This is a genomic window from Sphingomonas sp. 179-I 2A4 NHS (assembly GCF_045369135.1).
In the GTDB taxonomy this organism is placed as follows: Bacteria; Pseudomonadota; Alphaproteobacteria; order Sphingomonadales; family Sphingomonadaceae; genus Sphingomonas.
The window spans coordinates 29,109-55,420 of sequence record NZ_JBIQFL010000005.1; the positions used below are offsets into that span (position 1 = coordinate 29,109).

21 protein-coding genes and 1 pseudogene are annotated in these 26,312 nt (G+C 67.6%); 19 read left to right on the forward strand and 3 right to left on the reverse strand.

Features of this window, described 5'->3' with window-relative positions; all coding sequences use genetic code 11:
- Nucleotides 1–49: 49 nt before the first annotated feature.
- From ACH0CP_RS10395 to ACH0CP_RS10420, 6 genes are all read left to right on the forward strand, one after another.
- A complete protein-coding gene (locus tag ACH0CP_RS10395) occupies nucleotides 50–1,576 on the forward strand; it encodes a class I adenylate-forming enzyme family protein (RefSeq protein WP_406888864.1) in 1,527 nt (508 codons plus the stop codon).
- Nucleotides 1,577–1,705: 129 nt separating this feature from the next.
- Nucleotides 1,706–3,061: an FAD/NAD(P)-binding protein gene (locus ACH0CP_RS10400; RefSeq protein ID WP_406888862.1), complete on the forward strand. Its 1,356-nt coding sequence runs from the start codon at nucleotides 1,706–1,708 to the stop codon at nucleotides 3,059–3,061.
- A 165-nt stretch (nucleotides 3,062–3,226) separates the two neighbouring features.
- Nucleotides 3,227–3,964 carry a trehalose-phosphatase gene (otsB, locus tag ACH0CP_RS10405; protein ID WP_406888861.1) on the forward strand — a complete coding sequence of 246 codons (738 nt, stop codon included), beginning with the start codon at nucleotides 3,227–3,229 and terminating at the stop codon, nucleotides 3,962–3,964.
- Entirely contained in the window at nucleotides 3,961–5,757 is a 1,797-nt protein-coding gene (locus tag ACH0CP_RS10410) for a glycoside hydrolase family 15 protein (RefSeq protein WP_406888860.1), read from the forward strand. Before otsB ends, ACH0CP_RS10410 begins: the two co-directional genes overlap by 4 nt.
- On the forward strand, nucleotides 5,754–7,142 hold the full coding sequence (locus tag ACH0CP_RS10415; protein ID WP_406888858.1) for a trehalose-6-phosphate synthase: 1,389 nt from the start codon (nucleotides 5,754–5,756) through the stop codon (nucleotides 7,140–7,142). The genes ACH0CP_RS10410 and ACH0CP_RS10415 overlap by 4 nt, the downstream gene beginning before the upstream one ends.
- A gap of 55 nt (nucleotides 7,143–7,197) precedes the next feature.
- Complete coding sequence (locus ACH0CP_RS10420) at nucleotides 7,198–9,252, forward strand: TonB-dependent receptor (RefSeq protein ID WP_406888856.1); 2,055 nt, start codon at nucleotides 7,198–7,200, stop codon at nucleotides 9,250–9,252.
- A 163-nt stretch (nucleotides 9,253–9,415) separates the two neighbouring features.
- Here ACH0CP_RS10420 and ACH0CP_RS10425 read toward each other — a convergent pair.
- Nucleotides 9,416–10,167, reverse strand: a pseudogene (locus ACH0CP_RS10425) (IS5 family transposase).
- 51 nt (nucleotides 10,168–10,218) lie between these two features.
- Nucleotides 10,219–10,791 carry a TetR/AcrR family transcriptional regulator gene (locus ACH0CP_RS10430; RefSeq protein ID WP_406888854.1) on the reverse strand — a complete coding sequence of 191 codons (573 nt, stop codon included), beginning with the start codon at nucleotides 10,789–10,791 and terminating at the stop codon, nucleotides 10,219–10,221.
- Nucleotides 10,792–10,905: 114 nt separating this feature from the next.
- On the opposite strand from ACH0CP_RS10430, the gene ACH0CP_RS10435 reads away from it, so the two are divergent.
- The 7 genes from ACH0CP_RS10435 (at nucleotide 10,906) to ACH0CP_RS10465 (ending at nucleotide 20,690) form a co-directional block, all read left to right on the forward strand.
- Complete coding sequence (locus tag ACH0CP_RS10435) at nucleotides 10,906–12,144, forward strand: efflux RND transporter periplasmic adaptor subunit (RefSeq protein ID WP_406875693.1); 1,239 nt, start codon at nucleotides 10,906–10,908, stop codon at nucleotides 12,142–12,144.
- A 6-nt stretch (nucleotides 12,145–12,150) separates the two neighbouring features.
- A complete protein-coding gene (locus tag ACH0CP_RS10440) occupies nucleotides 12,151–15,345 on the forward strand; it encodes an efflux RND transporter permease subunit (RefSeq protein ID WP_294444449.1) in 3,195 nt (1,064 codons plus the stop codon).
- The gene (locus tag ACH0CP_RS10445; protein ID WP_406888852.1) at nucleotides 15,342–16,862 is read left to right on the forward strand and encodes an efflux transporter outer membrane subunit; all 1,521 of its coding nucleotides are present in this window, start codon (nucleotides 15,342–15,344) and stop codon (nucleotides 16,860–16,862) included. Before ACH0CP_RS10440 ends, ACH0CP_RS10445 begins: the two co-directional genes overlap by 4 nt.
- Nucleotides 16,863–16,921: 59 nt before the next feature.
- Nucleotides 16,922–17,176: a hypothetical protein gene (locus tag ACH0CP_RS10450; protein ID WP_294444451.1), complete on the forward strand. Its 255-nt coding sequence runs from the start codon at nucleotides 16,922–16,924 to the stop codon at nucleotides 17,174–17,176.
- A gap of 65 nt (nucleotides 17,177–17,241) precedes the next feature.
- Nucleotides 17,242–18,021: a metallophosphoesterase gene (locus tag ACH0CP_RS10455; protein WP_294444464.1), complete on the forward strand. Its 780-nt coding sequence runs from the start codon at nucleotides 17,242–17,244 to the stop codon at nucleotides 18,019–18,021.
- An 88-nt stretch (nucleotides 18,022–18,109) separates the two neighbouring features.
- Nucleotides 18,110–19,534 carry a DUF1800 domain-containing protein gene (locus ACH0CP_RS10460; protein ID WP_406888850.1) on the forward strand — a complete coding sequence of 475 codons (1,425 nt, stop codon included), beginning with the start codon at nucleotides 18,110–18,112 and terminating at the stop codon, nucleotides 19,532–19,534.
- Nucleotides 19,535–19,538: 4 nt separating this feature from the next.
- Complete coding sequence (locus ACH0CP_RS10465) at nucleotides 19,539–20,690, forward strand: DUF1501 domain-containing protein (RefSeq protein WP_406888848.1); 1,152 nt, start codon at nucleotides 19,539–19,541, stop codon at nucleotides 20,688–20,690.
- Between the two features lie 35 nt (nucleotides 20,691–20,725).
- Here ACH0CP_RS10465 and ACH0CP_RS10470 read toward each other — a convergent pair whose 3' ends face one another.
- Entirely contained in the window at nucleotides 20,726–21,007 is a 282-nt protein-coding gene (locus ACH0CP_RS10470; RefSeq protein ID WP_294444453.1) for a hypothetical protein, read from the reverse strand.
- Nucleotides 21,008–21,196: 189 nt separating this feature from the next.
- Between ACH0CP_RS10470 and argS the strand changes: the two genes are divergently transcribed.
- The 6 genes from argS (at nucleotide 21,197) to ACH0CP_RS10500 (ending at nucleotide 26,284) form a co-directional block, all read left to right on the forward strand.
- A complete protein-coding gene (gene argS, locus ACH0CP_RS10475) occupies nucleotides 21,197–22,921 on the forward strand; it encodes an arginine--tRNA ligase (RefSeq protein ID WP_406888847.1) in 1,725 nt (574 codons plus the stop codon).
- 3 nt (nucleotides 22,922–22,924) lie between these two features.
- The gene (locus tag ACH0CP_RS10480) at nucleotides 22,925–23,647 is read left to right on the forward strand and encodes an SPOR domain-containing protein (protein WP_294444456.1); all 723 of its coding nucleotides are present in this window, start codon (nucleotides 22,925–22,927) and stop codon (nucleotides 23,645–23,647) included.
- Between the two features lie 69 nt (nucleotides 23,648–23,716).
- Nucleotides 23,717–24,724, forward strand: a complete 1,008-nt coding sequence (locus tag ACH0CP_RS10485) for a glycoside hydrolase family 3 N-terminal domain-containing protein (protein ID WP_406888845.1) — start codon at nucleotides 23,717–23,719, stop codon at nucleotides 24,722–24,724.
- Entirely contained in the window at nucleotides 24,721–25,446 is a 726-nt protein-coding gene (locus ACH0CP_RS10490) for a segregation and condensation protein A (RefSeq protein ID WP_406888843.1), read from the forward strand. Before ACH0CP_RS10485 ends, ACH0CP_RS10490 begins: the two co-directional genes overlap by 4 nt.
- Nucleotides 25,443–26,018, forward strand: coding sequence for an SMC-Scp complex subunit ScpB (scpB, locus tag ACH0CP_RS10495; RefSeq protein ID WP_294444459.1), 576 nt, complete (start codon nucleotides 25,443–25,445; stop codon nucleotides 26,016–26,018). The genes ACH0CP_RS10490 and scpB overlap by 4 nt, the downstream gene beginning before the upstream one ends.
- 26 nt (nucleotides 26,019–26,044) lie before the next feature.
- Complete coding sequence (locus tag ACH0CP_RS10500) at nucleotides 26,045–26,284, forward strand: twin-arginine translocase TatA/TatE family subunit (protein ID WP_294444460.1); 240 nt, start codon at nucleotides 26,045–26,047, stop codon at nucleotides 26,282–26,284.
- Nucleotides 26,285–26,312 lie beyond the last annotated feature (28 nt).

Sequence of the window (26,312 nt, forward strand, 5' to 3'; positions counted from 1 at the left end):
CGCAGTCACTATCGGCCTGGGAGCAATGCACGTTCAAAGCGCCGCGCAGATGTGGTTCACGGCAGAGCAGTCTCTAGCCGATGCAATGGCGGTCACGGCGGCGCGTCACCCCGATGCGCGGCTTGTCGTCAGCGGTGGCGAGCGGTCCGGTCCCTATCGTCTGAATGAGGTGCACGCCGCCGGTTTGCGCTTCGGTGCGCATCTGAGCCGGCTCGGGATCAAGCCGGGTGATTGCGTCGCGGTACAGCTGCCGGCCAGCGTCGAGTGGCTGATCACCACCATCGGCGTCGTTCATGCCGGCGCCGTGTTGCTTCCGATCGTGCCCGGCCGTGCCGAGGCGGATACCAGCTTCATGCTGAAAGAATCCCGCGCCCGCCTGATCGTCTCCGTCAGGCACGATCCCAATCGTTCGCGTGATGCATCGCTGCAGCAGATCGTGATCGTCGATGCACCCGAAGGGACGATCCCGTGGGAGGCGATGTTCGCGCCGATCGCCGCAACGCCGAGCGAGCCGCGCTCGCCCGATGATCTGGCGATGCTGATCTACACCTCGGGCACCGTCGCAGGCCCCAAGGGGGTGAAGCACAGCGGCCGATCGTTGCTGGAGGAATTGCTCGCGCTCGCATCCGTACGGGATGATCAGGCGGGCGCGCTGTCGCTCAACGCCTGGCCGCCTGGCCATGTCGCTGGCGCGCTCTCGATGCTGCGTTTTGCCGTGCTGGCGGCGCCGATGGTGATGATGGATCGCTGGGATCCTGCCCAGGCAGCCTGGCTGATCGAGCAATATGGCGTCACTACCTGTTCGTTCACGCCGCTGCATCTTGCCGAACTGATCGACGCAGTGGAGCGGGAAGGGCGCAGCCTCGCGACGTTGCGACAATGTCTGGTCGGTGCCGCGTCCGTGCCACCGACGCTGATCGACCGGTGCGCCACACATGGCGTGCGGACCTTCCGATGTTATGGGTCGAGCGAACATCCGACGATCACCATCGGCCATCCCGATGATCCGCTCGAAAAACGGCTGACCACCGAAGGGCGCCCGATGCGCGGCGTCGAGATCCGCTTTGTCGACGAGGACGGGCTGGACGTGCCCGCCGGCGAGGAGGGGGAGATCGCCGTGCGCGGCCCGGATCAATTCATTGGTTATCACGATGAGAGGCTGAACGAGGAGGCGTTCCTGCCCGGCGGATGGTTTCGCACCGGCGATATCGGCCGGCTCGATCCGGACGGCTATCTGATCGTCACGGATCGCAAGAAGGACGTGATCATTCGCGGCTGGCACCACATCGCCAGTCGTGACGTGGAGGAACATATGCGCGCGCATCCCGACGTCGCGGAGGTCGCCGTCGTCGGCGCGCTCGATCGCGGCGTGGTGGAAGTGGTATGCGCCTTCGTCGTTCCCAAGCCCGGCCGGACCACCACGTTGGCTGCCATCCAGGCGCATTTCGCCGCCGCCCGCATGCCCGAGCATATGGTCCCCGAGCGGCTGGTGCTGATGACCGAGCTGCCACGCAACCAGGCCGGCAAGGTATTGAAGGCGGATCTGCGCCAGCGCGTCCGCGGCGTCGCTCTCTAACCATCGGCTCCGTGTCAGCGGTGACGCTTCGGCGGCCGGCCATGCGCTCCCTACGGCCTGCTACGAGTTGAACCTGCCCCGGCTTTGTGGCTGTTGCGTCGCGGTCCGAGCGTAGCAGGGAGCGAGTTCATGGTGGACGATCGGGTGGTGATCGTCGGTGGGGGCTTTTCAGGCGCGCTGCTCGCGATCAACCTCATGCGCTACGAAGGCCCGCGCGCCACACTGATCGAGCGGCGCCGGCCGCAGCTTGCCCGCGGCGTCGCCTATAGCGCCGCCAGCGAGGAGCATCTGCTGAACGTGCGCGCCGGCAACATGAGCGCGTTTCCTGACGAGCCGGATCATTTCGTCACCTGGCTGGAAAACCACGGCCTTGGCAACCGGGGCACCTTCGTGCCGCGCCGCGTCTACGGCGCCTATCTGCGCGACATGCTGGACGAGGCGAAGCGGGAGCACGGCGACCGCCTGACGTTGGTGGATGGCGAAGCGATCGCGGTGGACCTCGGCGAAAGCGTCTCCACTGTCCGGCTTGCCGATGGTCGAACGATCGAGGCGGAGACGGTGGTGCTCGCGCTCGGCAACCTTCCGCCGCACACCCCGCCGGGCCTCGACCCCGATGCGCTGCCGCCCGGCACCTATGCCGGCGATCCCTGGGCAGAAGATATTACGCGGGGCCTGTCGAAGGACGATACCGTCGTGCTGGTCGGCAGCGGCCTCACCGCGATCGATGCGGCGCTCCTGCTCGATGCATCCGGCTTTCAGGGCCACATCCTGTCGATGTCGCGCCGCGGGCTGGTGCCGCGCGCCCATGCCACCATCCCGCCAGTGACTGGCCTCAGCGAACGACCAGGCACGCGCCTCTCCGCGCTCGTCGCTACCCTGCGCCGGCGCGCCGAGGAGGTCGACTGGCGCACCGCCGTCGACGAGCTTCGTCCCGTCACGCAAATGCTGTGGGGGGCGCTCAGTGACGAGGAACGCCAGCGCTTCCTGCGCCACGCACGCCCGTTCTGGGATGTGCACCGCCACCGCCTTGCGCCGTCGGTCGCGGCGCGGATCGACGGCTTGTGCGCGGCGGGCCGGCTGCGCTTCGCTGCCGGCAAGATCGTCTCGGCCGCTGCCGAAGGGGAGGGGGTTCGCCTCCGCTGGCGCCCGCGCGGCATCGATCGCATCGAGGAAACGCTCGCCCGCCGTATCGTCAACTGCACCGGGCCGCAGGGCGATCTTCTTCGCTCGCCCGAGCCGCTGATCAAGCAATTGCTGGCAGCCGGCGCGATCCGCCCCGATCCGTTGCGGATCGGGCTGGAGGTTGATGCCCAGTCACGGGTGATTGCCGCTGACGGCACGGTCCAGGACTCGCTCTACTGCATCGGCCCGATGACCCGCGGCGGGCTGTGGGAAGTCGTTGCGGTGCCCGATATCCGGCAACAGAACTGGACGCTCGCCCGCCGGTTGGCGAATGCGCAATGGGTCGGCGGCGAAGGGCTTTGACGGCAGCCGTTGCCTTTGCCGCTCCGCCATCGCTCGACCGGCTAAGATGACGGTAGTGCCTTGCCCGCCAAACCATACGCCGATCCCTTCCTGGCGGAGCGCGAGAAGCTGGCGCTTGGTTGATCGGCCATTTCGCTCCCGCCGCGGCCATCCTAAGGGCGCGGCATGACTGATGCCCTGCTGCCCCCGCCGTCGCTCGAACCCGCCCGGCACTGCCTGCTGCTCGATTTCGACGGCACGCTCGTCGATCTGGTCGATCGTCCCGACGGGGTCGTCGTCGATGCCCCGCTGGTTGATCTCCTGTGTCGCCTGCGCGGAACTTTTGCCGGCCGAATTGCCTTAGTCAGTGGGCGGTCGATCGCGCAGGTCGATGCGTTCCTAGGGGAAAAGGTGCCCGGGATCGCGGTGGTCGGCAGCCACGGGGCGGAGCTGCGTATCGGCGATGCGCTGATCGTGCCGGATCGGCCGGCTGCGCTGGTCGATGCGGAGCAGGCGCTGCGTGACGAATTCAGGGGGGACGACAGGGTAGTGATCGAGGTGAAATCGCTGGGGGTCGCAGCGCATTACCGGATGGCGCCGCAGCATGAAGCCGCCGCGCGGCATCTGGTGACGGAATATGCCGGTGCCGACGGCCTCGTGGTGCAGGACGGCAAGATGATGGTCGAGCTGCGCGTCGGCGGTCAGGACAAGGGAAGCGGGATCAACGCGCTGCTCGATCACCCGCCATTCGCCGGCCACGTGCCCGTCTTCGCGGGAGACGATGTGACGGACGAGGCAGGGTTCGTCGCAGTCGCCGATCACGGCGGCATCGGCGTGCTGGTCGGCGCCGAACGGCCCACCGCCGCGCGCTATCGCCTCGATGACGTCGCGGCCGTGCGGCGCTGGCTGGGGGAGGCGGCATGACCGCGACGCTCGATCTCTGGCCGATCGGCAATTGTCAGGTCTCCGCGCTGGTCGATCGCGCCGGCCGCTTCGTGTGGGGCTGCACGCCGCGCGTCGACGGCGACCCCGCCTTTTGCTCGCTGCTCGACGACAAGCCACCCGCCGGCGAGGACGCCTATGGCTTCTGGGAGATCGACATCGATCAGCCTGCCAAGGTCAGCCAGCGGTACAAGCGCAACACCCCGATCCTCGTCACCCGGCACGAGGACGTGCACGGCAATGCGATCGAGGTGACCGACTTCTGCCCGCGCTTCCATCGGACCGGCCGGATGTACCGCCCGGTCGCGTTCGTGCGCATCGTCCGCCCCGTCGCGGGCAGCCCGCGCATCCGCGTTCGCCTGCGCCCGGCGGTGGACTGGGGCAAGACGCGGCCGGAAACGACCCGCGGCTCGAACCACATCCGCTATCTCCTCGACGATAGCGTCATGCGCCTGTCCACGACGGCGCCGGTCGGCTGGATCGAGGACGAGCGGCTGTTCCGCGTCGAACGCCCGCTGCACTTCTTCCTCGGGCCGGACGAAAGCTTTTCGCAGGATATCCCGGCCGCGCTCGAGAACATGCTCGATCGCACGACGGAGGAATGGCGCCACTGGGTACGCGGCCTCGCCACGCCGCCGGAATGGCAGGAAGCGGTGATCCGCTCGGCGATCACGCTGAAGCTGTGCCAGCATGAGGAAACCGGCGCGATCGTCGCGGCGCTCACCACCTCCATCCCCGAACATGCCGGATCTCAGCGCAACTGGGATTATCGTTACTGCTGGGTGCGCGACGCTTATTACACCGTCCAGGCATTGAACCGCCTGGGCGCGCTCGATGTGCTGGAAGGCTATCTCGAGTATCTCCGCAACATCGTCGACAACGCCACCGGCGGTCATATCCAGCCGCTGTACGGCGTCGGCGGCGAAGCGACGCTGATCGAACGCGAGGCGCCCGCGCTGAACGGCTATCGCGGCATGGGCCCGGTGCGCGTTGGCAACCAGGCCTATGAGCAGGTCCAGCACGACGCCTATGGCCAGATCGTCCTGTCGAACGCCCAGGCCTTCTTCGACCACCGCCTGCTGCGCATCGCCGGGCTCGACGATTTCAAGGCGCTGGAGCCGGTCGGCGAACGCGCGTGGGAGAAGTTCGACCAGCCCGACGCCGGCTTGTGGGAACTTCGCACCAAGAGCCATGTCCACACCTATTCGGCCGCCATGTGCTGGGCGGCGTGTGACCGGCTCGCGAACGCTGCCGGCGCGCTTGGTCTTGGCGATCGCCAGATGTTCTGGCGCGATCGCGCGGATCGCATGCGCGTGCGCATCGAGGAAGCGGCATGGCGGGCGGAGAGCGATCGCATGTCCGCGACGTTCGGCGGCGACGATCTCGACGCCAGCCTGCTTCAGCTGCTCGACCTGCGCTTCCTCGCGCCGGACGATCCCCGCTTCCGCTCGACGCTCGACGCCTGCGAGGCAGGGCTGCGGCGCGGGTCGCACATGCTGCGCTACGCGACCGAGGATGACTTCGGCCTGCCGCATACCGCTTTTAACGTCTGCACCTTCTGGTTGATCGAGGCGCTGCATTTCACCGGGCGAGACGCGGATGCGCGCGAATTGTTCGAGGAGATGCTGTCGCGCTGTACCCCCGCCGGCCTGTTGTCGGAGGATATTGATCCGGTGACCGGCGAATTGTGGGGCAATTACCCGCAAACCTATTCGCTGGTCGGCATGATCAACTGCGCGGTGCTGCTGAGCCAGCCGTGGAGTGCCTTCCGTTGAGCCGCCTGATCGTCATCTCCAATCGCGTTTCCGCCCCCACGAAGGAACAGCCCACCGCCCAGGGCGGCCTCGCCGTCGCGCTGACCGCCGCGTTGCGCGAGGCGGAGGGGATCTGGTTCGGCTGGTCGGGCGAAACGGGCGAGACCGGCGAGCTGAAGTTCGAAACCTACGCCGGCGTCACCTCCGCCACGATCGACCTGCCGGAGCAGGACGTGGAGGAATATTACGAGGGCTATGCGAACCGCACCCTCTGGCCGCTGTTCCACTATCGCCTCGGCCTCACCGAGTTCGAACGCGATTTCCAGGGCGGCTACGAACGGGTGAACCAGCTGTTCGCGGACGTGATCAGCCCGCATGTCGAGCCCGAAGACCTCATCTGGGTCCACGATTACCACATGATCCCGCTTGGCTGGCTGATGCGTCAGCGCGGGGTGTCGAACCGGCTGGGCTTCTTCCTCCACATCCCCTGGCCGCCGACCGATCTCCTCGTCGCCCTGCCTGATCATCGCCGCATGGTGGAGGCGCTGTTCGCCTATGACGTGATCGGCTTCCACACGCGCGAGTGGCTGGAAACCTTTCATGACTATGTGGTGCGCGAGATGGGCGGCTCGGTCGGGCCGGACGATCTCGTCACCGTTGGCGGGCGGACGATCCGCGCGATCGCCTGCCCGATCGGCATCGACGCGCGCGAGTTCATCTCTGCCGCGCGCGGCGACGCGGCCACCGCCACCTATGAGCGGATGATGCAGAGCGCGGACGGGCGCGCGCTGCTCGTCGGTGTCGACCGGCTGGATTATTCCAAGGGCATCGAAGAACGCTTCAACGGCTACCAGCGCTTCCTCGAAACCCGGCCCGAGGAGCGTACCAAAGTGACGCTCCTGCAGATCGCGCCGCCGTCCCGCGCCACGGTGCAGACCTATCAGGATATCCGCAACACGCTCGATGCCCTGTCCGGGCGCATCAACGGTGCCTTCGCCGATATCGACTGGGTGCCGCTTCGCTACGTCAACCGCGGCTTGCCGCGCGACGTCCTCGCCGGCGTTTACCGCGCCGCGCGCATCGGCCTCGTCACGCCGCTTCGCGACGGGATGAACCTCGTCGCCAAGGAATTCGTCGCCGCGCAGGATCCGGAGGATCCCGGCGTGCTGATCCTGTCCCGCTTTGCCGGCGCCGCCGCCCAGCTGGAGGGCGCGCTGCTGGTGAACCCCTACAGCCCGGACGAGATCGCCGACGCGATCGCGCGTGCGCTTTCCATGTCCCGCGAGGAGCGGATCGAACGCTGGCAGCCGATGTTCGAGAATGTCCGCGATCATGACGTGATCTGGTGGCGCAAACGCTTCACCAACGCGCTCGCCGCCGTGCAGCCGACCGAGCAATTCGCCTGAGCAACCCGTGACATGCGGGTTGCGCCGGCCCGCCTACCCAACCCATAGGCGGGCGATGATCCGCCTGTCCTCCGCCGCGCTCGGCGCCGTATTCCTGTCCACCACCGCGCTGGCGCAAAGCGGGCCGGATATCGTCGTTACCGGCCGTGGCCTCGACGAGCGGGCAGGGGATCGCACGGCGGACGTCGTCACGATCGATGCCGATCGGATCACGGCCAACGCCAGTGACCGGCTGGAAAGCGTGCTCGCCGATGTCGCCGGCTTGCAGCAGTTCCGCCGCTCCGATTCGCGCTCCGCCAACCCGACGAGCCAGGGCATCTCGCTGCGTGGCATCGGTGGCAATGCCTCCAGCCGGGCGCTGCTGGTGCTGGACGGTGTGCCGCAGGCCGATCCGTTCGGCGGCTGGGTGCCGTTCCCGGCCTATGCCACCGATCGCATCGGCAGGGTCCGCGTCACGCGCGGCGGCGGCAGCGGCTATTTCGGTCCGGGCGCGCTCGCCGGCACCGTGGAGCTCGAAAGCGCCGATCCGCGTGATCGCCCCGCCCTGATGGGTAGCCTCGCGTACGGCAGCCGCGATTCGGTCGAGGCGCAAGGCTCGGGCACTTTCTTCTCCGGGCCGGGCTTCGCGACCGTCTCGGCAGCGTACGCCCGCGGCGACGGCTTCATCCCGACGGTGGCGGAGGACCGCGGCCCCGCCGATCGCCCGGCGCCCTACGAACAGGCGTCGGCCGCGATCCGCGGCGTCATTGCCGTCGCCCCGGACACCGAATTGCAGGCAAACCTCAGCGCATTCACCGATACGCGCGACCGCGGGACGGACTTCACGCGCAACCGCAGCGAAGGCGCCGACGCCAGCCTTCGCCTCGTCGGCCGCGGCGACTGGGGCTTCTCGGCGCTCGCCTATCTGCAGACGCGCGCCTTCGCCTCGCAGTTTGCCAGCCTCTCTGCCGGCCGCACCACCGCAACGCAGACGCTCGACCAGTACAACACGCCCGCCACCGGCCTCGGCGCCCGCGTCGAACTGGTGCCACCGGTGGGCGAGGGGCGGGAGCTGCGCATCGGCGCCGATGTCCGCGACGTGACCGGGCGGACGCAGGAGAATTACACCTTCGTCGCTGGCGAGCCGACCCGCCGCCGCGTGGCGGGGGGCAGCAGCCGCACTTTGGGCCTCTTCGCCGATGCCAGCGCGGAGGCAGGCGCCCTCACGCTGACGCTCGGCGGCCGGATCGATCGCTGGCGGATCACCGATGGCCGCCTCGATGAATATACGATCGCGACGCTCGCCCCGCTCACTGACGTTAGCTACGCCGATCGCAAGGGGACCGAATGGACCGGCCGGGCCGGCGCTGCCTTTGCCGCCAGCGACGCGGTGACGCTGCGGGTGAGCGGCTATCGCGGCTGGCGCCTGCCGACCTTGAACGAGCTGTATCGTCCGTTTCGTGTCGGCGCGGACGCGGTCGCTGCCAATGCCGCGCTCGCGCCTGAACGGCTGACCGGGGTGGACGGCGGTGTGACGATCACGCCGGCCGCCAACGTGTCGCTCGCCGCCACCGTGTTCTGGAACCGGCTGAAGGGCGCGATATCGAACGTCACCGCCGGCCGCGGGCCGGGCAATTTCCCGGGCGTCGGCTTCGTCGGCGCGGGCGGCGTCTATCGTGTGCGGCAGAATCTGGACGCGATCCGCTCGACCGGCTTCGAGCTAGACGCGAACTGGTCGTCGGGGCCCGTCTTCGCGATCGCGTCGTGGAGCCATGTCGATCCGCGCGTCGAGGCGTCCGGCGCGGCCGCGCCGCTCGATGGCCTTCGCCCGGCGCAGACGCCGCGCGATCTGGTTTCCGCGACGCTCGGCTTGCGGCAGGATGCGCTGACGGTGTCGGCAACCGTGCGCCATTCGGCGCGCCAGTTCGAAGACGATCAGAACAGCCGCAGCCTGGTGCCGGCCACCACGCTCGACGGCTATCTCGCGCTGCCGATCACCCGTGCGCTGGCGATCGAGGCGCGCGGCGAGAACCTCTTCGACGAGCGGGTGGAGGCCGGCATCAGCGGCGCCGACATCATCGAACGCGCCATGCCACGCACGCTTTGGATCGGCCTGCGCTTCCGTAGCTGAGGTCCGTCACCCCAAGCCCGATCCGGGTGACGCCGTTTCTCTCTTCAGATAGTCACGTGGGGGACGCGCAGCCAGCTCACGGTGCCGCGCGAAGCTCCTCGATCGTCGCATCGATGCAGTGCATCAGCCCATCGATCGCCGCATCACTAGGGCTGAGACTCAATCAGAGCCAGAATGCGAGCGCGGTTGCAATGGCGACGCCTGACAGGAAGTTGGCGGCGAGTTTGTCGTAGCGGGTGGCGACACGGCGGAAGTCCTTGAGGCGGCAGAAGGCGTTCTCGATCAGGTGGCGGCCACGGTATCTGTCCTTGTCGTAGCGGATGGTGCGTTTGCGGTTTCGACGGCCGGGAATGACAGGGACGGCTCCAGCATCGCGGAGCGAGCGGCGCAGCCGGTCTGCATCATAGCCCTTGTCAGCAAGGAGGTAGCGCATGCGGCCAGCCCGTTCGAGAAGCGCAGGCGCCGCCTTCACGTCGCTGACATTGCCGGCCGTCAGCATCAGCGCATAGGGGCGGCCGATGACATCGGTGAGCGCGTGGATCTTGGTCGTCCAGCCACCGCGCGAGCGACCGATCGCCTGGATCTGGCGCCCCCTTTTGCGCCGAAGGCCGCGCGTTGCGCCTTGATGTAGGTGCTGTCGATCGCGGTACTTCTGGTGACCACGCCGGCATCCACCAGCGCGTCGAGCAGGTTGAGCCAGAAGCCACGGCGCGACCAGCGGTTGAACCGGTTGTAGATCGTCGTGGATGGCCCGTAATCGGCTGGGCAGTCGCACCAGCGGCAGCCGATCTTCAGCACATGCACGATCCCGGAGATAACCCGCCGGTCGTCTACCCGTCGGGCACCGGGCTGGTTCTTGGGCAGATGCGGCTCGATCGCCGCCCACGCTTCATCCGACAACCAGAACAGCGCCATGCCTCACCTCTCCTGATCCACACCCCAATGAATCAGGAAACCTGTCATCCCTCAAGATGCTGATTGGGTTTGAACCCTAGGCTGGTCGACCGCGGTCAGCCGTCGCTGGAACACGCCGGCGGCGACGGTGTGGATCATCTCCGCCACCTGCTCGATCCGCTCCGATGGCGCGGCTGGCCCGGCCAGCACGCGCAACGCCGCGGTCAGCTTCCCGCGCATGCCGTCGTGCAGGGTGCGGACGATCTCCGCGATCCGCTGGTTGCGTGATGCCTCGGCCATGATCTCGGCCACCAGGCGGCCGCCTTCCGGGTCCGCGCAAGTGACGAATCGCGTGATCCAGTCGTGGACGGCGGCGGCATCGCCCTTTGCGCCCGCTTCGCACAGGCCGCCCTCGGACAGGAACTCCTCCAGATCGCGAGTCACGATCTCGGCGACGATCGCCTCCTTGTTGGCAAAGTCGCGATAGATCTGGCCGACGGCCACGCCGGAGGCGTGCGCGATCTGCGCAATGCCGGTGGCATGGAACCCATTCGCCTTGAAAGCCGTTCTCGCCGCTTGGATTACCTTTTCGCGTCGAGCGGTGGCACGCCCGGCGCGCGCATTTTGCGTTGAGGGGCAGCACACGGTGATGTCAAAATCTCCTCTGTCGCTTCTTTTGTCGCTTCTTGACGCGTGCGCCTGTTCGCAGTAGCAAAAAACGTGAGTGAACGATCACTCACAATAATCACAGAGAATCGCATGTCTTTCAAGAGGGTCGCGCTTTCGGCGCTGATGCTGGCGCCGTTGGTGGCGTGCGGGCAAGGTAACGACGCGCAACAACAGCAACAGCAGGGGCCCGCTGAGGTTGGCGTTGTAACCGTTACCAGCCAGCCGGTGACGCTCACGACGGTTCTGCCGGGTCGTACGTCCGCGTACGAGACGTCGGAGGTCCGCCCGCAGGTCAACGGCATCATCATCGAACGCCTGTTCCGCGAAGGCGACATGGTGAAGCGCGGCCAGCCGCTCTTCCGCATCGATCCTCAGCCCTATGTCACCGCGGTCGCCAGCGCGCGCGCCTCGCTCGCCCGTGCCCGCGCGGCGATCGCGTCGAGCAGCGCGCTGCAGCGGCGCTACGGCGAACTGGTCAAGATCAACGCGATCGCCCGGCAGGATTACGAGAACGCGATCACGTCGGCGCAGCAGGCGCAGGCCGATGTCGCCGCGCAGCAGGCCGCGCTTCGCTCCGCCCAGATCGATCTGGAGCGCACTACCGTTCGCGCGCCGATCTCGGGCCGCATCGGCACTGCCGTCGCCACGACCGGCGCCTTGGTCACCTCCGGTCAGGCCAGCGCGCTGACCACGATCCAGCGGCTCAACCCGATCTATGTCGACGTGCCCCAGTCCAGCGCCGATCTCCTTCGCCTGCGTCAGCAGATCGCGGCGGGCGATCTCGCCCGCGGCGGCGGCGCGGCGCGCGTCCGGCTGCGCCTGGAGGACGGGTCGATCTACCCGATCGAGGGCCGATTGCTCTTCACCGACGTCAGCGTCGATCCGGCCACGGGCACGCAGACGATCCGCGCGATCTTCGATAATCCGCAGGGGCTGCTGCTCCCGGGCATGTACGTCCGCGCCGAACTGATCGAGGGGACGCAGGAGAACGGCATCCTCGTGCCTCAGCGCGCCGTCTCGCGTGACGAGCAGGGCCGCGCCACGGTGCTGGTCGTCGGCAAGGACAGCAAGCTCGAGCCGCGCGTCCTTTCCACCTCGCGTACCATCGGGGAGGACTGGCTGGTCACCAGCGGCCTGAAACCGGGCGACAAGGTCGTCGTCGAGGGCGCGATGATGCTCCGCCCCGGCATGCCGGTGAAGCCGTTCGCCTGGAGCCCCAACGCAAAGCCCGCCGGTGGCGCGCCCGGTGCGCCCGGCGGCGCCCAGCAACAACAGGGCGGCCAGCCCCAGGGTCAGGCCAGCAACCAGGCCCAGGCGCAGGCGAAGTAACCCCAGATGTCACGCTATTTCATCGATCGCCCCATCTTCGCATGGGTGATCGCGATCGTCCTGATGCTGGCTGGCGCCATCGCCATCCGCTCGCTCCCGGTCGCGCAGTTCCCGGAGATCGCGCCGCCCGCGGTGTCGATCACCGCGACCTATCCCGGCGCCGACGCGGAGACGCTCGAGCGGACGACGACCCAGATCATCGAGCAGCAGCTGCGCGGCATCGACAACCTGCGCTACTTCTCCTCCTCGTCGTCCTCGGCCGGCATCCTCACCATCACGCTGACGTTCGAGCAGGGCACCGATCCTGACATCGCGCAGGTGCAGGTGCAGAACAAGATCCAGGCCGCGACGCCGCTGCTGCCGCAGGAAGTGCAGCAGCAGGGGCTTCAGGTGCAGAAGTCCGCGGCGAGTTTCCTCGTCATCGTCGGCCTCTATTCGCAGGATGAATCGCACAGCGCGACCGATCTTGCCGACATGGTCGTCTCGCGCCTGCAGGATCCCGTCAGCCGCGTCACCGGCGTTGGCGAACTCCAGGTGTTCGGCGCGCAATATGCGATGCGCATCTGGGTCGATCCGCTCAAGCTCAACAATTACCAGCTGACGATCGCGGACGTGCAGAACGCCGTGCGCGCCCAGAACGCGCAGGTTTCGGCGGGCCAGATCGGCGCGCAGCCAGCGCCCAAGGAGCAGATGCTGAACGCGACCGTCTCGGTACAGTCGCGCCTCCAGACGCCCGAACAGTTCGGCGCGATCCGCATCAAGACGTCGCAGGACGGCGCGATTGTGCGCCTGCGGGACGTCGCCCGGGTCGAGCTCGGCGCGGAAAACTACGGCTTCGATGCGCGCTACAACGGCAAGCCCGCCTCGGGCTTCGGCGTCCGCCTCGCTGCCGGCGCCAACGCGCTCGACACCGTCGAGGCGGTGAAGGCGCGGGTGGAGGAGATCGCCAAGAGCTTCCCGTCCGACGTCAAGGTCGTCTACCCATACGATACCACGCCGTTCGTCCGCCTGTCGGTCGAGCAGGTCGTCCACACGCTGATCGAGGCGGTGGTCCTCGTCTTCCTCGTCATGTTCCTGTTCCTGCAGAACTGGCGGGCGACGATCATCCCGACCATCGCGGTGCCGGTCGTGCTGCTCGGCACCTTCGCGGTGATGGCGATCGCGGGTTATTCGATCAACACGCTCACCCTGTTCGGCATGGTGCTCGCCATCGGCCTGTTGGTCGACGACGCGATCGTCGTGGTGGAGAATGTCGAGCGCCTGATCGTCGACGAGGGGCTCAGTCCCAAGGACGCCGCGCGAAAGTCGATGGACGAGATCTCCGGCGCGCTCATCGGCATCGGCATGGTGCTGTCCGCGGTGTTCCTGCCGATGGCCTTCTTCGGCGGATCCACCGGCGTCATCTATCGCCAGTTCTCGATCACGATCGTCTCGGCGATGGTGCTCTCGGTGCTGGTCGCCTTGATCCTGACCCCGGCGCTCGCCGCGACGATCCTGAAGCCGCACGATCCGAACAAGAACCAGGGCAACGGGATCTTCGCCCGCTTCTTCCGCTGGTTCAACGACAAGTTCGATCGCGGCCAGGCGAAATACGAACGCGGGGTGCGCAAGACGGCGCGCAACTGGAAGCGCTCGATGCTCGTCTATCTGCTGATCGTCGGCGGCATGGTCGTGCTCTTCGCGCGCCTGCCCAGCGCCTTCCTTCCCGACGAGGATCAGGGCACCGTGATCGCGCTGGTGCAGGGCCCCGCCGGCGCCACCACCTCGCGCACCGAAAAGGGCCTGCAACTCGTCCGCAACTACTTCCTGTCCCAGCCGGGCGTGGAGGCGGTGTTCACAGTCAACGGCTTCAGCTTCGCCGGCCAGGGCCAGAATGCCGGCCTTGCCTTCGTGAACCTGAAGCCGTGGGACGAGCGCAAGGGTGGCGAGAACAGCGCCCAGGCAATCGCCGCCGCCGCGATGGGCCCGTTCTCGCAGTATAAGGACGGCATGATCTTCGCCCTGGTGCCGCCCGCGGTGCAGGAGCTCGGCAATGCCACCGGCTTCGACGCGCAGCTCGTCGACGTCGGCAACATCGGCCACGCGAAGCTGACGCAGGCGCGAAACATGCTGCTCGGCATGGCCGCGCAGGATCCGCGCGTCGCGCAGGTCCGCCCGCTCAGCCTGGAGGACGCGCCCAGCCTCAAGGTCGATGTCGATGAGGACAAGGCGCGCGCGCTTGGCCTCGATCTCGGCCAGATCAACTCGACGATCGCGACCGCGCTTGGCGGCTCGTACATCAACGACTTCATCGATCGCGGCCGCGTGAAGCGCGTCTATGTCCAGGCGGACGAGCCCTATCGCATGCGCCCCGAAGACATCGGCTCCTTCTACGTGCGCGGTGACAATGGACAGATGGCGCCGTTCAACGCCTTCTCGAAGCTGGAATGGACCAACGCGCCGGTCCAGCTGACCCGCTACAACGGCCAGCCGGCGATGCAGCTGCAGGGTTCGCCCGGGCGCGGCGTCAGCACCGGTACGGCGATGGAAGCGATGCAGGAAATGCAGGCCAAGCTGCCGCCCGGCACGCAGCTCGAATGGACCGGCCTTTCCTATGAGGAGCGGCTGTCGGGCGGCCAGGCACCGGCGCTCTATGCCCTGTCGCTGCTGATCGTGTTCCTTTGCCTTGCCGCGCTGTACGAAAGCTGGTCGGTCCCGATCTCGGTCATCATGGTGGTGCCGCTCGGCGTCATCGGTGCGCTGCTCGCGGCGGCGATGACCGGGCTCAACAACGACATCTATCTGCAGGTCGGTCTCATCACCACGATCGGCGTGTCAGCGAAGAACGCGATCCTCATCGTCGAATTCGCGGAGGAACGGATTGCCGAAGGCATGAAGCCGTTCGACGCCGCCGTGGAGGCAGCCAAGCTGCGCTTGCGTCCGATCCTGATGACCAGCCTTGCATTCATCTTCGGCGTGCTCCCGCTTGCCTTGTCGAGCGGCGCGGGCGCCGGTGGCCAGCATGCGATCGGTCGCTCGGTCGTCGGCGGCATGTTCAGCGCCACCGTGCTGGCGATCTTCCTGGTCCCGATGTTCTTCGTCGTGATCGCGCGGCTGTTCGGCCACGGTAAGGGCGACGATGCCGAGGGCAACGATCCGCAGCCGCACAATTACCCACCGTTGCGGGAGCAGGACGAGGGTCCGGCGCCGCAGGGAGCATGATTACGATGAAGCGCCGTTCCCTCCTTGCGACCCTGGCGTTCGCGACTGCCCTGTCGGGGTGCAACCTCGCGCCGAAGTACGTGCGCCCGGTCGGCGCCGTGCCGGTGACGCTTCCGGAAGGCGGCGTCTATCCGCGCGCCGCGACCGACGCGCCCGACATCACGGCGGTCGGCTGGCGCGACTTCTTCGTCGATCCGCGCCTGCGGCAGGTGATCGAGACCGGCCTCGCCAACAATCGTGATCTGCGTGTCGCCGCGGCGAACGTGCTTCAGGCGCGCGCGCAATATCGCGTCCAGCGATCCGATCTCGTGCCCACCACCTCGCTCTCGGGCGGCGCGACCTACACCAACAACATCTTCGGCGCCCAAGGTGCCGGGGCGGGCGCGGGTGGCGGCACCGGCGCTGGCGGCGGCACTGGTGCCGGCGGCGGAGTGGGCGGCGGGGTCGGCGCAGGGGCGGGCGCTGGCGCGGCGACCGGCGGTTCGTCCGATCTCAGCATCTACACCGCCAATCTCGGCTTTTCGGCCTTCGAACTCGATCTGTTCGGCCGCGTCCGCAACCTGAGCCAGGCCGCGCTCGAGCAGTATTTCGCCTCGGAAGAGGCGCAGCGGTCGGCCCGGATCAGCCTGATCGCGGAAATCGCCACCGCGTGGCTCACGCTGGCGGCGGATCAGGAACAGCTGCGAATCAGCCGTGAAACGCTGAAGGCTTTCCAGCAGTCGCTGGACCTTACCCGCGCGCAATTCCGCATCGGCGTCGCGTCGGAGCTTGCCGCGCGGCAGGCGGAAACCAACTATCAGGCCGCCCGCAACGACATTGCCGTGCTCGAAACGCGCGTGGCGCAGGATCAGAATGCGCTGAACCTCCTCGCCGGCACCACCATTCCGGCCGATCAGCTGCCCGGCGGCCTCGGCGCCGAGACGCCGACGCGTGACGCGCTGCCCGGCAACCTTTCCTCCGAAGTGCTGCTGCGCCGTCCGGACGTGCTCCAGGCGGAACACCAGCTCATCGCGCAGAACGCCAACATCGGTGCCGCGCGCGCCGCCTTCTTCCCGCGCATATCGCTGACGGCGGCGATCGGCACCATCTCCACCGCGCTGTCCGGCCTCTTCGGCAGCGGCAGCTTCACCTATTCGGGCAGCCCGCAGGTTGCGCTGCCGCTATTTGATGGCGGTCGTAACGCGGGCAACCTCGAATATGCCCGCGCGTCTCAGCAGGCGGCGGTCGCCACCTACGAACGCGCGATCCAGAACGCCTTCCGCGAAGTGTCCGATGCGCTGGCGCAGCGTGGCACGATCGAGGAACAGGTTGCAGCGCAGACCGCGCGGGCAGAGGCGGCACAGGTCGCCGCTCGCCTCTCGGACGCGCGCTACCGCGCCGGGGTCGATTCATTCCTCGTCGCACTGGATGCGCAGCGCACGTCCTATGCGGCGCAGCAACAGCTGGTGACGACCCGTCAGGCACGCGCGACGAACCTTGTGGAGCTTTACCGGGCGCTCGGCGGCGGCCTCAACTGAGCGGCTTGCACCCCGGAACCAAATGGTTACTCTCCCGTACTATAAATAGGAGAGAACCCATGGTGCATGAATCGCACTCGGGCGAGGAAGCCGTCGTCATCCTGCAGAGCTTGCTGTGTCTGCTTCGTGAAAAGAACATCCTCACCCGGGCTGATATCGAAACCTTGTGCGATCGCGTCGCGATGCGCGCGACCCAGGCGGACGTTGATCCGCTGCCCTGCTGCGGCGAAGCGGCCCGTGCCGCGGCCGATCAGATGGCGCGCATCGGCGGCTATATCGGCAAGCAATATGGCGGGAAGCATCGTCGTATCTGATGATGTGATTGCAACCATCGCGATTGCCCGCGAACCATTAGGCGGGCAGGGCGTTGGCCATGCCAATGAAGCTATTTCACGTAAGCGACGTGCACTTCGGTGCGGAGGATCCTGCGGCGCTCGCCTGGTTCGAACGCTGCGTCGCCGAAGAACGGCCGGACGCGGTGATCATGACCGGCGATCTGACGATGCGGGCCAAGCCGCACGAATTTGACGCTGGCGGCAAATGGCTGCGCTCGCTGGGCGTGCCGGTCACCGTCGAAGTCGGCAATCACGACATCCCTTATTATTCCGATCCGATCCGCCGCCTGTTCAGCCCCTACAAGCGCTACGGCGCGGCCGAACGCCTGATCGAACAGCCGCTCGACCTTCCCGGCGTCTCCATCATCCCGCTGAAGACGACCGCGCGGGCGCAGCTTCGTCTCAACTGGTCCAAGGGTCGCGTCAGCGACGGCGCCCTGCAGCGGGCGCTCGATCTCACCCGCCAGGCGCCGAAGGGCAATCTCATCTTCGTTGCGGCGCATCACCCGTTGATCGAAGGTCCGACGCGCGGCACGGCGCGCACCCGCAACGGCGCCGAGGCACTGGCGGCGCTCGCCGATGCCGGCGCACATGCGGTGCTGACCGGCCATGTCCACGATCCCTTCGACGTGCCCTATCAGCGCGGCGACTGGACGGTGCGGCTGATCGGCGCCGGCACGCTGTCGAAGCGGCTGCGCACCTCGCCGCCCGCCTTCAACGAGATCCGCATCGCCGATGGCGGGTTCGAGACGCTCGCCCGCACGCTTTCGCCCGAACCGAAGCATCCGATCAGCGAGACCACCGCAGCCGGCGCGCAGGGCTGATCACCGCGCTTGCGCGTACCGCCGCGCCTCTTTGACATAATCGTGCGACAAATTCGTTCCATGGGGTGGCGCACGAGGATTTGTGAGAATGAGCGAACGATCGATCGCGCTGAACCGCTTTGGGCTCGGCGCGCGTCCCGAAGATGCGCTGCCGGATGATCCGCGCGGCTGGCTTGAACGGCAGTTGAAACAATATCAGCCGCGCCCCGCGTCGCTCAAGTCGCTGTCCTCCACCGCCACCGTGGTGCAGGACATCGCAGACTATCAGGAGCAGGCCCGCGCGGTGAGGCGCGCCGGCCGTGATCAGGGCGACGGCGCCGGTCAGGGAGGGGCGGGGGACGAAGACGTCACTGCCGCGATGATCCTGCGCCGCGATGCGCGCCGCGCGCTTCGCTTCCACTATAATGATGCGGTCGACGCGCGGATCGCCGCAGCGCTCACCACGCCTACCCCGTTCGCCGAGCGGCTGGTGCATTTCTGGGCCAATCATTTCGCCGTATCGGCGGACAATGCGCCAAGCACCGCGCTCGCCGGCGTCTTCGAAATGGAGGCGATCCGGCCGAACATCATGGGCAGCTTCGCCGATCTGCTGCTGGCGGTGGAGCAGCACCCCGCGATGCTGCTCTATCTCAACCAGGCCGAATCGATCGGCCCGGGCAGCAGCTTCGGCCAGCGTCCCCGCGTCATGGCGCGCAAGGGCGGGCTGAACGAGAATCTCGCGCGCGAGATCCTCGAGCTTCACACCATGGGCGTGCGCACCGGCTATTCCCAGGCCGACGTCACGGAGCTTGCCCGCGCGCTCACCGGCTGGACGGTGCCGGGAATCGGCCGCCGCACCGGCGCACGCGAGGTAACCGGCGGCTTCGCCTTCGCCGCCGATCTGCATGAACCGGGCCCGCGGACGATCCTTGGCAAGACTTATCCCGAAGCCGCGGAGGATCAGGCCCGTTCAGTGCTGTCCGATCTTGCGCATCATCCCGCCACGGCGCGCCATCTGGCGACCAAGCTTGCCCGTCATTTCACCAGCGATACCCCGCCCGAGCCCATGATAGCACGGCTGGAACGGGCTTTTCTGGGCTCCGGCGGCGATTTGCCGACCGTCTATCGCGCGATCATCGCCTCCCCCGAAGCCTGGTCGCCGCAGCCAGCCAAGTTCCGCAGCCCGTGGGAATGGTCGATCGCCGCGATGCGCGCGACAGGCAGGGAGGCGGTCGCTGCCGGCTCCGGCGCAGGCCTCCTGAACCAGCTTGGCCAGCCCGTCTGGAAGCCCGGTCAGCCGAGCGGTTTCGACGACATATCAACAACCTGGTCGAGCTCCGACGCGCTGATGCGCCGGGTCGAAGCGGCCGAGCGGCTGGCCCAGCGCAGCAGCGATGTGGACGCCCGCGCGCTCGCCACCCGGCTCTTCCCCGATGCCCTGTCTCCCGCAAGCGCGGAGGCGCTGCGCCGCGCGGAAAGCTCGGGGCTGGCGCTCGCGCTGCTGCTCGTCACGCCCGAAATGATGCGGAGGTAACGCCATGTACGATCGCCGTTCCTTCCTCATCGGCGGCGCGCTGACGACGCTCGCCGCCGGCCTCGCCCCGCGCATGGCCTTCGCCCGTGCCGCCACCGAGCGCCGCTTCGTCTTCATCATCCAGCGCGGCGCCGCCGATGGCCTCGCCACCGTGATGCCGGTCGGCGACCCCGCCTTCGCCGGCCTGCGCGGTGCCTTTGCGGAGGATGCCGCCGCCGCGACGAAGCTCGACGGGATGTTCGCGCTTCACCCGTCGATGACGAACGCGGCACAGCTGTACCGCCAGCGTCAGGCCCTGTTCGTCCAGGCGATTGCCTCACCCTATCGTGATCGCTCGCATTTCGACGGCCAGAACGTGCTCGAGACCGGGGGCGCCGCCGCCTACCAGTCGCGCGATGGATGGATGAATCGCCTACTCGGCCTGCTGCCGCAGGACGGCGCGCGCGCGATTGCGGTTTCCTCCACCGTGCCGATCGCGCTTCGCGGCGACAACAAGGTGGCGAGCTACGCCCCGTCAGCGCTGCCCGATGCGTCGGACGACCTGCTCCAGCGCGTCTCGATGCTCTACCAGGGCGATGCGCAGCTTCACGCGCTTTGGAGCGAGGCGCTCGGCACGCGCGAGCTCGCCGGCGATCTCACCCGGAACAACGGCCAGAACGCTGCGCAGACCGGTGCACTCGCGGCGCGCCTGCTGTTGCCGACGGATGGCGCGCGAATCGCGATGATCGAGACCGGCGGGTGGGATACGCACAGTGGCCAGAAGGGCCGGCTCGCCGCGCAGCTCAAGGGGCTGGACGCGATGATCGCCGCGCTCGAACAGGGGCTCGGCCCGGTGTGGAACGACACCTTGGTGCTGGTCGCCACCGAATTCGGCCGCACCGTCGCGGTGAACGGCACTGGCGGGACGGATCACGGCACGGGCGCCGCGGCGATGCTGCTGGGTGGGAGTGTGAAGGGCGGCCGCGTGCTGGCCGACTGGCCGGGGCTCGCCCCGGCGGCACTCTACGAAGGGCGCGATCTGAAGCCGACCATGCGGCTCGACGATCTGATCGCCGGCGCGCTCGCCGGCCATTTCGCGCTCGATCCCGCGCGTACTGGCGCGGCGCTGTTCCCGGCGATCGGAAAGGGCGCGCCGCTCTCAGGCCTCGTGGCCTGAACCCGGGCGGGCGCTGTAGCCCGCCCGTCTTCAGCTCAGTTGGCGGCGGTGACGATCGCGGTGCCGCCGGCCGGCGGCGCGCGGAACGCGACCGGCGTGTTGCCGACGTTGCCCGTGACGCGCTGACCCTTCAGGATCAGGCGGAAACGCTCACCACCGATGCGGCGACCCGTGATTACGGTGCTGCCATCGGCGTTGTTCGCGGTCTCGTAGACATAGGTGTCACGCTCGTGCGTGAAGGTCTTCTGATCGTCGGCATGCGCTGCAACGGGGGCCAGGACGGTCAGGAAAGCGGCGGTGGTGATCAGCTTACGCATCGGATATCTCCTGAGTGGAAAACCCGGCACCCCTCCTTGATCTTCTGCAATGCAGCGTATGTGCTGCGCTGCAACATGGCGATGGCAAAGTGTGCCGATCCGGTTGCAGTTTCTGCACGCGCTGCTCACCGTTTGTCGCATCGCTCCGGTTGGTCTATCGGGCGCGGCTTCACGGACAGAACGGTAGTCATGACGCTTTATCCCCGTTTCGCCGCGCATGTTGACGCTGCGCTCGACGCCCTCGTTGCCGCCGGCGCGCTGGATGCGTCGGTCGATCGCCGCAACCTGACGGTGGAGCCGCCGCGCGATCCCGCACACGGCGATCTTGCTACCAATGCAGCCATGGTGCTGGCGAAGCCCGCCAAGCAGAACCCGCGCGCGCTGGCCGAGAAGATCGCGGCGGAACTCGGCAAGCTCGAGGATGTCACCGCCGTCGAAGTCGCCGGACCAGGCTTCATCAACCTGCGCCTGACGGACGAAAGCTGGCGCGCCGAACTGGCCGCCATCGCCACCGCCGGCGCGGATTACGGCCGCTCGACTCGCGGGCAGGGGACGACGGTCAACATCGAATATGTCTCGGCCAACCCCACCGGCCCGATGCACATGGGCCACTGTCGCGGCGCCGTGGTCGGCGATGCGCTTGCCTCGTTGCTGGAATTCGCCGGGCACAAGGTGATCCGCGAATATTACGTCAACGACGCCGGCGGCCAGGTCGACGTGCTCGCCCGCTCCGCACACCTGCGGTATCGCGAGGCACTGGGCGCCGACATCGGCACCATTCCGGAGGGCCTGTACCCGGGTGACTATCTGGTCCCGGTCGGTGAGCACCTCGCCCAGACCTATGGCGATCGGTACGTCGACGCACCCGAGGCCGAGTGGCTGGCGCTGTTCCGCAAGGAAGCCGTCGCTGCCATGCTGCGCCTGATCAAGGCGGATCTCGCGCTGCTCGGCATCCATCACGAGATCTTCTCGTCCGAAGCGGAGCTGCAGGCTGCGGGCAAGCCGGAGGCGGCCGAAGCGTGGCTGCGTGCGCGCGACCTGGTGTATGACGGCACGCTCGAAGCTCCCAAGGGCGAGACGCCGGAGGACTGGGAGCCGGTCGAGCTTCCGCTGTTCCGCTCTACGCAATTTGGCGACGATCAGGATCGCCCGATCAAGAAGTCGAACGGCCAGTGGACCTATTTCGGCGCCGATCTCGCCTATCACTTCCAGAAGGCGCAGACCGCTGACGAACTGATCGACATCTGGGGCGCCGATCACGCCGGCACGGTGAAGCGCATCCAGGCCGCGGTCGCCGCGCTCACCGAGGGGAAGGTCCGGTTCGACGTCAAGCTCGTGCAGATGGTGCGCCTGCTCCGCGCCGGTGAGCCGGTTAAAATGTCCAAGCGTTCCGGTAACTTCGTGACGCTTGCTGATGTGGTGCGTGAAGTCGGAAAGGACGTGGTGCGCTTCACGATGCTCACCCGGCGGTCTGACGCGCAGATGGATTTCGACTTCGCCAAGGTGGTCGAGGCGTCGAAGGACAATCCCGTCTTCTACGTGCAATATGCGCATGCGCGGATCGCCTCGCTCCGTCGCCGTGCCGCGGAGGCGAAGGTCGAACTTTCCGCGCCGGACTTGTCCCGGCTTGATACGGAGGAACTGGCGCTGGTGAAGCTGGCTGCGCAATTCCCGCGTGTCGTGGAAACCGCCGCGGCGGCGCGCGAGCCGCACCGGATTGCCTTTTATCTCTATGACTTGGCGGCTGCGTTCCACGCCTTGTGGAATGTCGGCAACGATCGCCCCGATCGCCGCTTCGTCCTCGCCGACGATCCCGCCGTCACGGCCGCACGACTTTTCTTGGCCGATGGGATCGGGCAAATCATTCGTAACGGTCTCTCCATTATGGGGGTGGAGGCAGTATCGGAGATGTAGGGCATGGCGAGCGACGAATTCGATCTCAGGGACGAGGACCGGCTACCCTGGCTCGAAACCGTTGAGCCTGACGAGCCGGAAGGCTCGGGCATCTTCCGCGTCGTCGTCCTCGTTCTCCTTGGCTTGGCGCTGCTTGCCGCGATCGTGTTCGGCATCTTCAGGATGCAGGGCAGCGCGCCGGATGGGCAGGGCGAGCTGATCGTCGCCCAGGAAGGCGATTACAAGATCAAGCCGGAGGATCCGGGCGGGCTGAAGGTGGAAGGCGAGGGCGATTCCGCCATCGCCGCCAGCGCGGGCGCCGATTCCAAGGCCTCGATCGATCTGAAGGCAGTGCCCGAAGCGCCGATCACCGGCCGCCGCGCCAGTGATCCTGCCCCTGCCAAGGATGGCGCGCCCAAGGTCGTGGCATCGGTGCCGCAGGCGGTCGAGAAGCTGAAGGCTGCCGCCCCGATGACGGCGCCGAAGGGCCCGGTCCCCGGCGCCGCCTCGGGTGGCTCGCTCGTCCAGCTCGGCGCCTTCCCCAGCGAAGCCTCGGCCAATGCTGCGTGGAGCGCGATCGCCAAGCGCTTTGCCTATGTCGCGACGCTCGGCAAATCGGTGCAGCAGGCGGAGGTCAACGGGCGCAAGGTCTATCGCCTGAAGGTCAACGCCGGCAGCGCTGGTGCCGCCGCTGACATCTGCGGTCGCCTCACCGTCGCCGGCGAAAAGTGCTTCGTCACCAGCTGAGCCGACGAAGCGAACGGCCCAATGCGCCCGCGGGGTGACGGATTCCGCGGGACCGGCTAACCACCGCCCATGAAGCCAGTGATCTTCGGCCTGTCCGGCCCGGTCCTCACCCCCGACGAGCGCGCCTTCTTCGCCGAGGCGCGCCCCGCCGGCTACATCCTGTTCAAGCGCAACGTCGTCGATCGCGCACAGCTTCGCGCGCTCACCGACAGCCTGCGCGATCTGGAGGGGCGCAGCGATGTCGCCATCCTCGTCGATCAGGAGGGCGGCCGCGTCGCCCGGCTCGGCCCGCCCGAATGGCCGGCCTTCCCCGCAGGCCCGGCCTTCGACGCATTATACGAAAAGGCGCCGATCTCCGCGATCGAGGCGGCGCGCGCGAACGCGACGGCCCTTGGCCTGATGCTCTCGGAAGTCGGCATCACCGTCGATTGCCTGCCGCTGCTCGACGTTGCTCGCGCCGAGACTACCGAGGCAATCACCAGTCGTGCCTATGGCAGCGAGCCCAAGCGCGTCGCTGCGATGGGCCGCGCGACGCTGGAAGGGCTGGCGGCCGGCGGCGTCGTCGGCGTGGTGAAGCACATGCCCGGCCACGGCCGCGCGATCGTCGACACCCATTATCACCTGCCCACCGTCACCGCGTCCGAGGCGGAGCTGGAGGACGACCTTGCGCCGTTTCGCGCGCTCGCCGGCGCGCCAATGGGGATGACCAGCCACATCATCTTCGAGGCGTGGGACAAGGAGCGCCCCGCTACCCTCTCGCCGATCGTGATCGAGGACGTGATCCGTCGCCGCATCGGCTTCGACGGCCTGCTCATGACCGATGATATCGACATGAAGGCGTTGTCCGGCACGCCGGGAGAGAAGGCCGCCGGCGCGATCGCTGCCGGTTGCGATCTCGTGCTCGATTGCTGGGCGCGCATGCCGGAAATGATCGAGATCGCCGGCCGCCTGGGCGAAATCGCCCCCCGCTCGCGCGAACGGCTCGATGCGGCGATGGCCAGCGTGCCCCCTGCCGCTGGAGATTTCGCGGCGCTGATCGCGAAGCGCGACGCGTTGCTTGCCGTGGCGGCGGCGTGATCGGGGAGCAGCTGACGCTCGATCTCGACGGCTGGGAAGGGCCGCTTGACCTTCTGCTCAACCTCGCGCGTGCCCAGAAGGTCGATCTCAAGCAGATCTCGATCCTCGCGCTGGTCGAGCAATATCTTCTGTACGTCGAGCGCGCCCGCACGCTGAAGCTGGAGCTTGCCGCCGACTATCTCGTCATGGCGGCGTGGCTCGCGTACCTCAAATCCGCACTCCTTCTGCCGCGCGACCCGGAGGTGGAGCCCAGCCCGGAGGAAATGGCGCTTCGCCTCCAGCTGCGGCTCGAACGGCTGGCCGCGATGCGCGAGGCGGGCGCCCGGCTGATGGCGCGGGACCGGCTGGGACGTGACGTCTTCGGCCGCAAGGCACCCGAGGGGCTGCGCACGATCCGCAAGGCGCGCTGGTCGGCCGAGATCTACGATCTCATCGCCGCTTATGGCCGGATCAGTGCGCGTACCCGCCCCGTGATGCACGTCGTGCAGGATCGCCAGGTGATGACGCTTGAGGCGGCGATCGCCCGCGTGTCGGAGCTGCTCGGTACCGAGATCGACTGGACGGTGATTGAGGAGTTCCTGCCGCCCGCCGCGAGTGAAGGTTTCCGTCGCTCCGCGCTCGCCTCGAGCTTCCTTGCCGCGCTGGAGCTTGCGCGCCAGGGCCGGGTCGAACTGCGCCAGGCATCCCCATTCGCACCCTTGTACCTGCGTACCCCGGCATGACCCCGCCCGATGAACTCACCCGCGCGGTGGAGGCGGTCCTCTTCGCCGCGGCCGAGCCGCTGACGCTCGATTCGATCCGCGCCCACGTCGGCGAGGGGGACGTGCGCGCCTCTCTAGATCGGCTGGCGCAGGACTATGCCGGCCGCGGCATCAATCTCGTCCGGCGCGGCGATCGCTGGCTGTTCCAGACCGCGGGCGACATGGCGCACCTCTTGCGCCGGCACCGCGAGGAGGCACGCAAGCTCAGCCGCGCCGGTATCGAGACACTCGCGATCATCGCCTATCACGAACCCGTGACTCGCGCGGAAATCGAGGCAATCCGCGGGGTTCAGATCTCCAAGGGCACGCTCGACGTGCTCATGGAGGCGGGCTGGGTCCGCCCCGCCGGCCGCCGCGAAGTGCCCGGCCGCCCGCTCACCTTCGTCACCACGCCGGAATTCCTCGCCCATTTCGGCCTTCAGTCGCGCCGCGACCTCCCGGGTATCGAGGATCTGCGGGCGGCTGGCCTGCTCGACCCGATCGATCTCGCCTTCGATCAACTCGCGGTGGAAAAGAGCGACGATCAGGACTAGATGGGCGGGACTTCAGGAGAATTCCCATGGGTAGCTTCAGCCTCCCGCACATTCTTGTTCTTGCAATCGTTGCCATCCTGCTGCTCGGCGGCGGCCGCTTCTCGAGCATGATGGGTGACGTCGCCAAGGGCGTGAAGAACTTCAAGAAGGGCATGGCCGACGAGGAGGACGAGGTGTCCGCCAAGCCGGCGCAGCGTATCGAGGCGCAGTCGGCAGCCCGCCCGGCCGCCGAGACGACGGTGCATGAGGACAAGGTGGCGCGCTGATCTGACGATCCGTCGCGCCGGGTTCTCG

Coding starts and splice junctions, on each gene's coding strand:
- ACH0CP_RS10420 (WP_406888856.1), top strand. CDS start 7,198: ATGATCCGCCTGTCCTCCGCCGCGCTCGGCGCCGTATTCCTGTCCACC.
- scpB (WP_294444459.1), top strand. CDS start 25,443: ATGACCCCGCCCGATGAACTCACCCGCGCGGTGGAGGCGGTCCTCTTC.
- ACH0CP_RS10485 (WP_406888845.1), top strand. CDS start 23,717: ATGAAGCCAGTGATCTTCGGCCTGTCCGGCCCGGTCCTCACCCCCGAC.
- ACH0CP_RS10440 (WP_294444449.1), top strand. CDS start 12,151: ATGTCACGCTATTTCATCGATCGCCCCATCTTCGCATGGGTGATCGCG.
- ACH0CP_RS10455 (WP_294444464.1), top strand. CDS start 17,242: ATGAAGCTATTTCACGTAAGCGACGTGCACTTCGGTGCGGAGGATCCT.
- ACH0CP_RS10435 (WP_406875693.1), top strand. CDS start 10,906: ATGTCTTTCAAGAGGGTCGCGCTTTCGGCGCTGATGCTGGCGCCGTTG.
- ACH0CP_RS10395 (WP_406888864.1), top strand. CDS start 50: ATGTGGTTCACGGCAGAGCAGTCTCTAGCCGATGCAATGGCGGTCACG.
- ACH0CP_RS10450 (WP_294444451.1), top strand. CDS start 16,922: ATGGTGCATGAATCGCACTCGGGCGAGGAAGCCGTCGTCATCCTGCAG.
- ACH0CP_RS10445 (WP_406888852.1), top strand. CDS start 15,342: ATGATTACGATGAAGCGCCGTTCCCTCCTTGCGACCCTGGCGTTCGCG.
- argS (WP_406888847.1), top strand. CDS start 21,197: ATGACGCTTTATCCCCGTTTCGCCGCGCATGTTGACGCTGCGCTCGAC.
- ACH0CP_RS10470 (WP_294444453.1), bottom strand. CDS start 21,007: ATGCGTAAGCTGATCACCACCGCCGCTTTCCTGACCGTCCTGGCCCCC.
- ACH0CP_RS10460 (WP_406888850.1), top strand. CDS start 18,110: ATGAGCGAACGATCGATCGCGCTGAACCGCTTTGGGCTCGGCGCGCGT.
- ACH0CP_RS10465 (WP_406888848.1), top strand. CDS start 19,539: ATGTACGATCGCCGTTCCTTCCTCATCGGCGGCGCGCTGACGACGCTC.
- otsB (WP_406888861.1), top strand. CDS start 3,227: ATGACTGATGCCCTGCTGCCCCCGCCGTCGCTCGAACCCGCCCGGCAC.
- ACH0CP_RS10500 (WP_294444460.1), top strand. CDS start 26,045: ATGGGTAGCTTCAGCCTCCCGCACATTCTTGTTCTTGCAATCGTTGCC.
- ACH0CP_RS10410 (WP_406888860.1), top strand. CDS start 3,961: ATGACCGCGACGCTCGATCTCTGGCCGATCGGCAATTGTCAGGTCTCC.
- ACH0CP_RS10400 (WP_406888862.1), top strand. CDS start 1,706: ATGGTGGACGATCGGGTGGTGATCGTCGGTGGGGGCTTTTCAGGCGCG.
- ACH0CP_RS10480 (WP_294444456.1), top strand. CDS start 22,925: ATGGCGAGCGACGAATTCGATCTCAGGGACGAGGACCGGCTACCCTGG.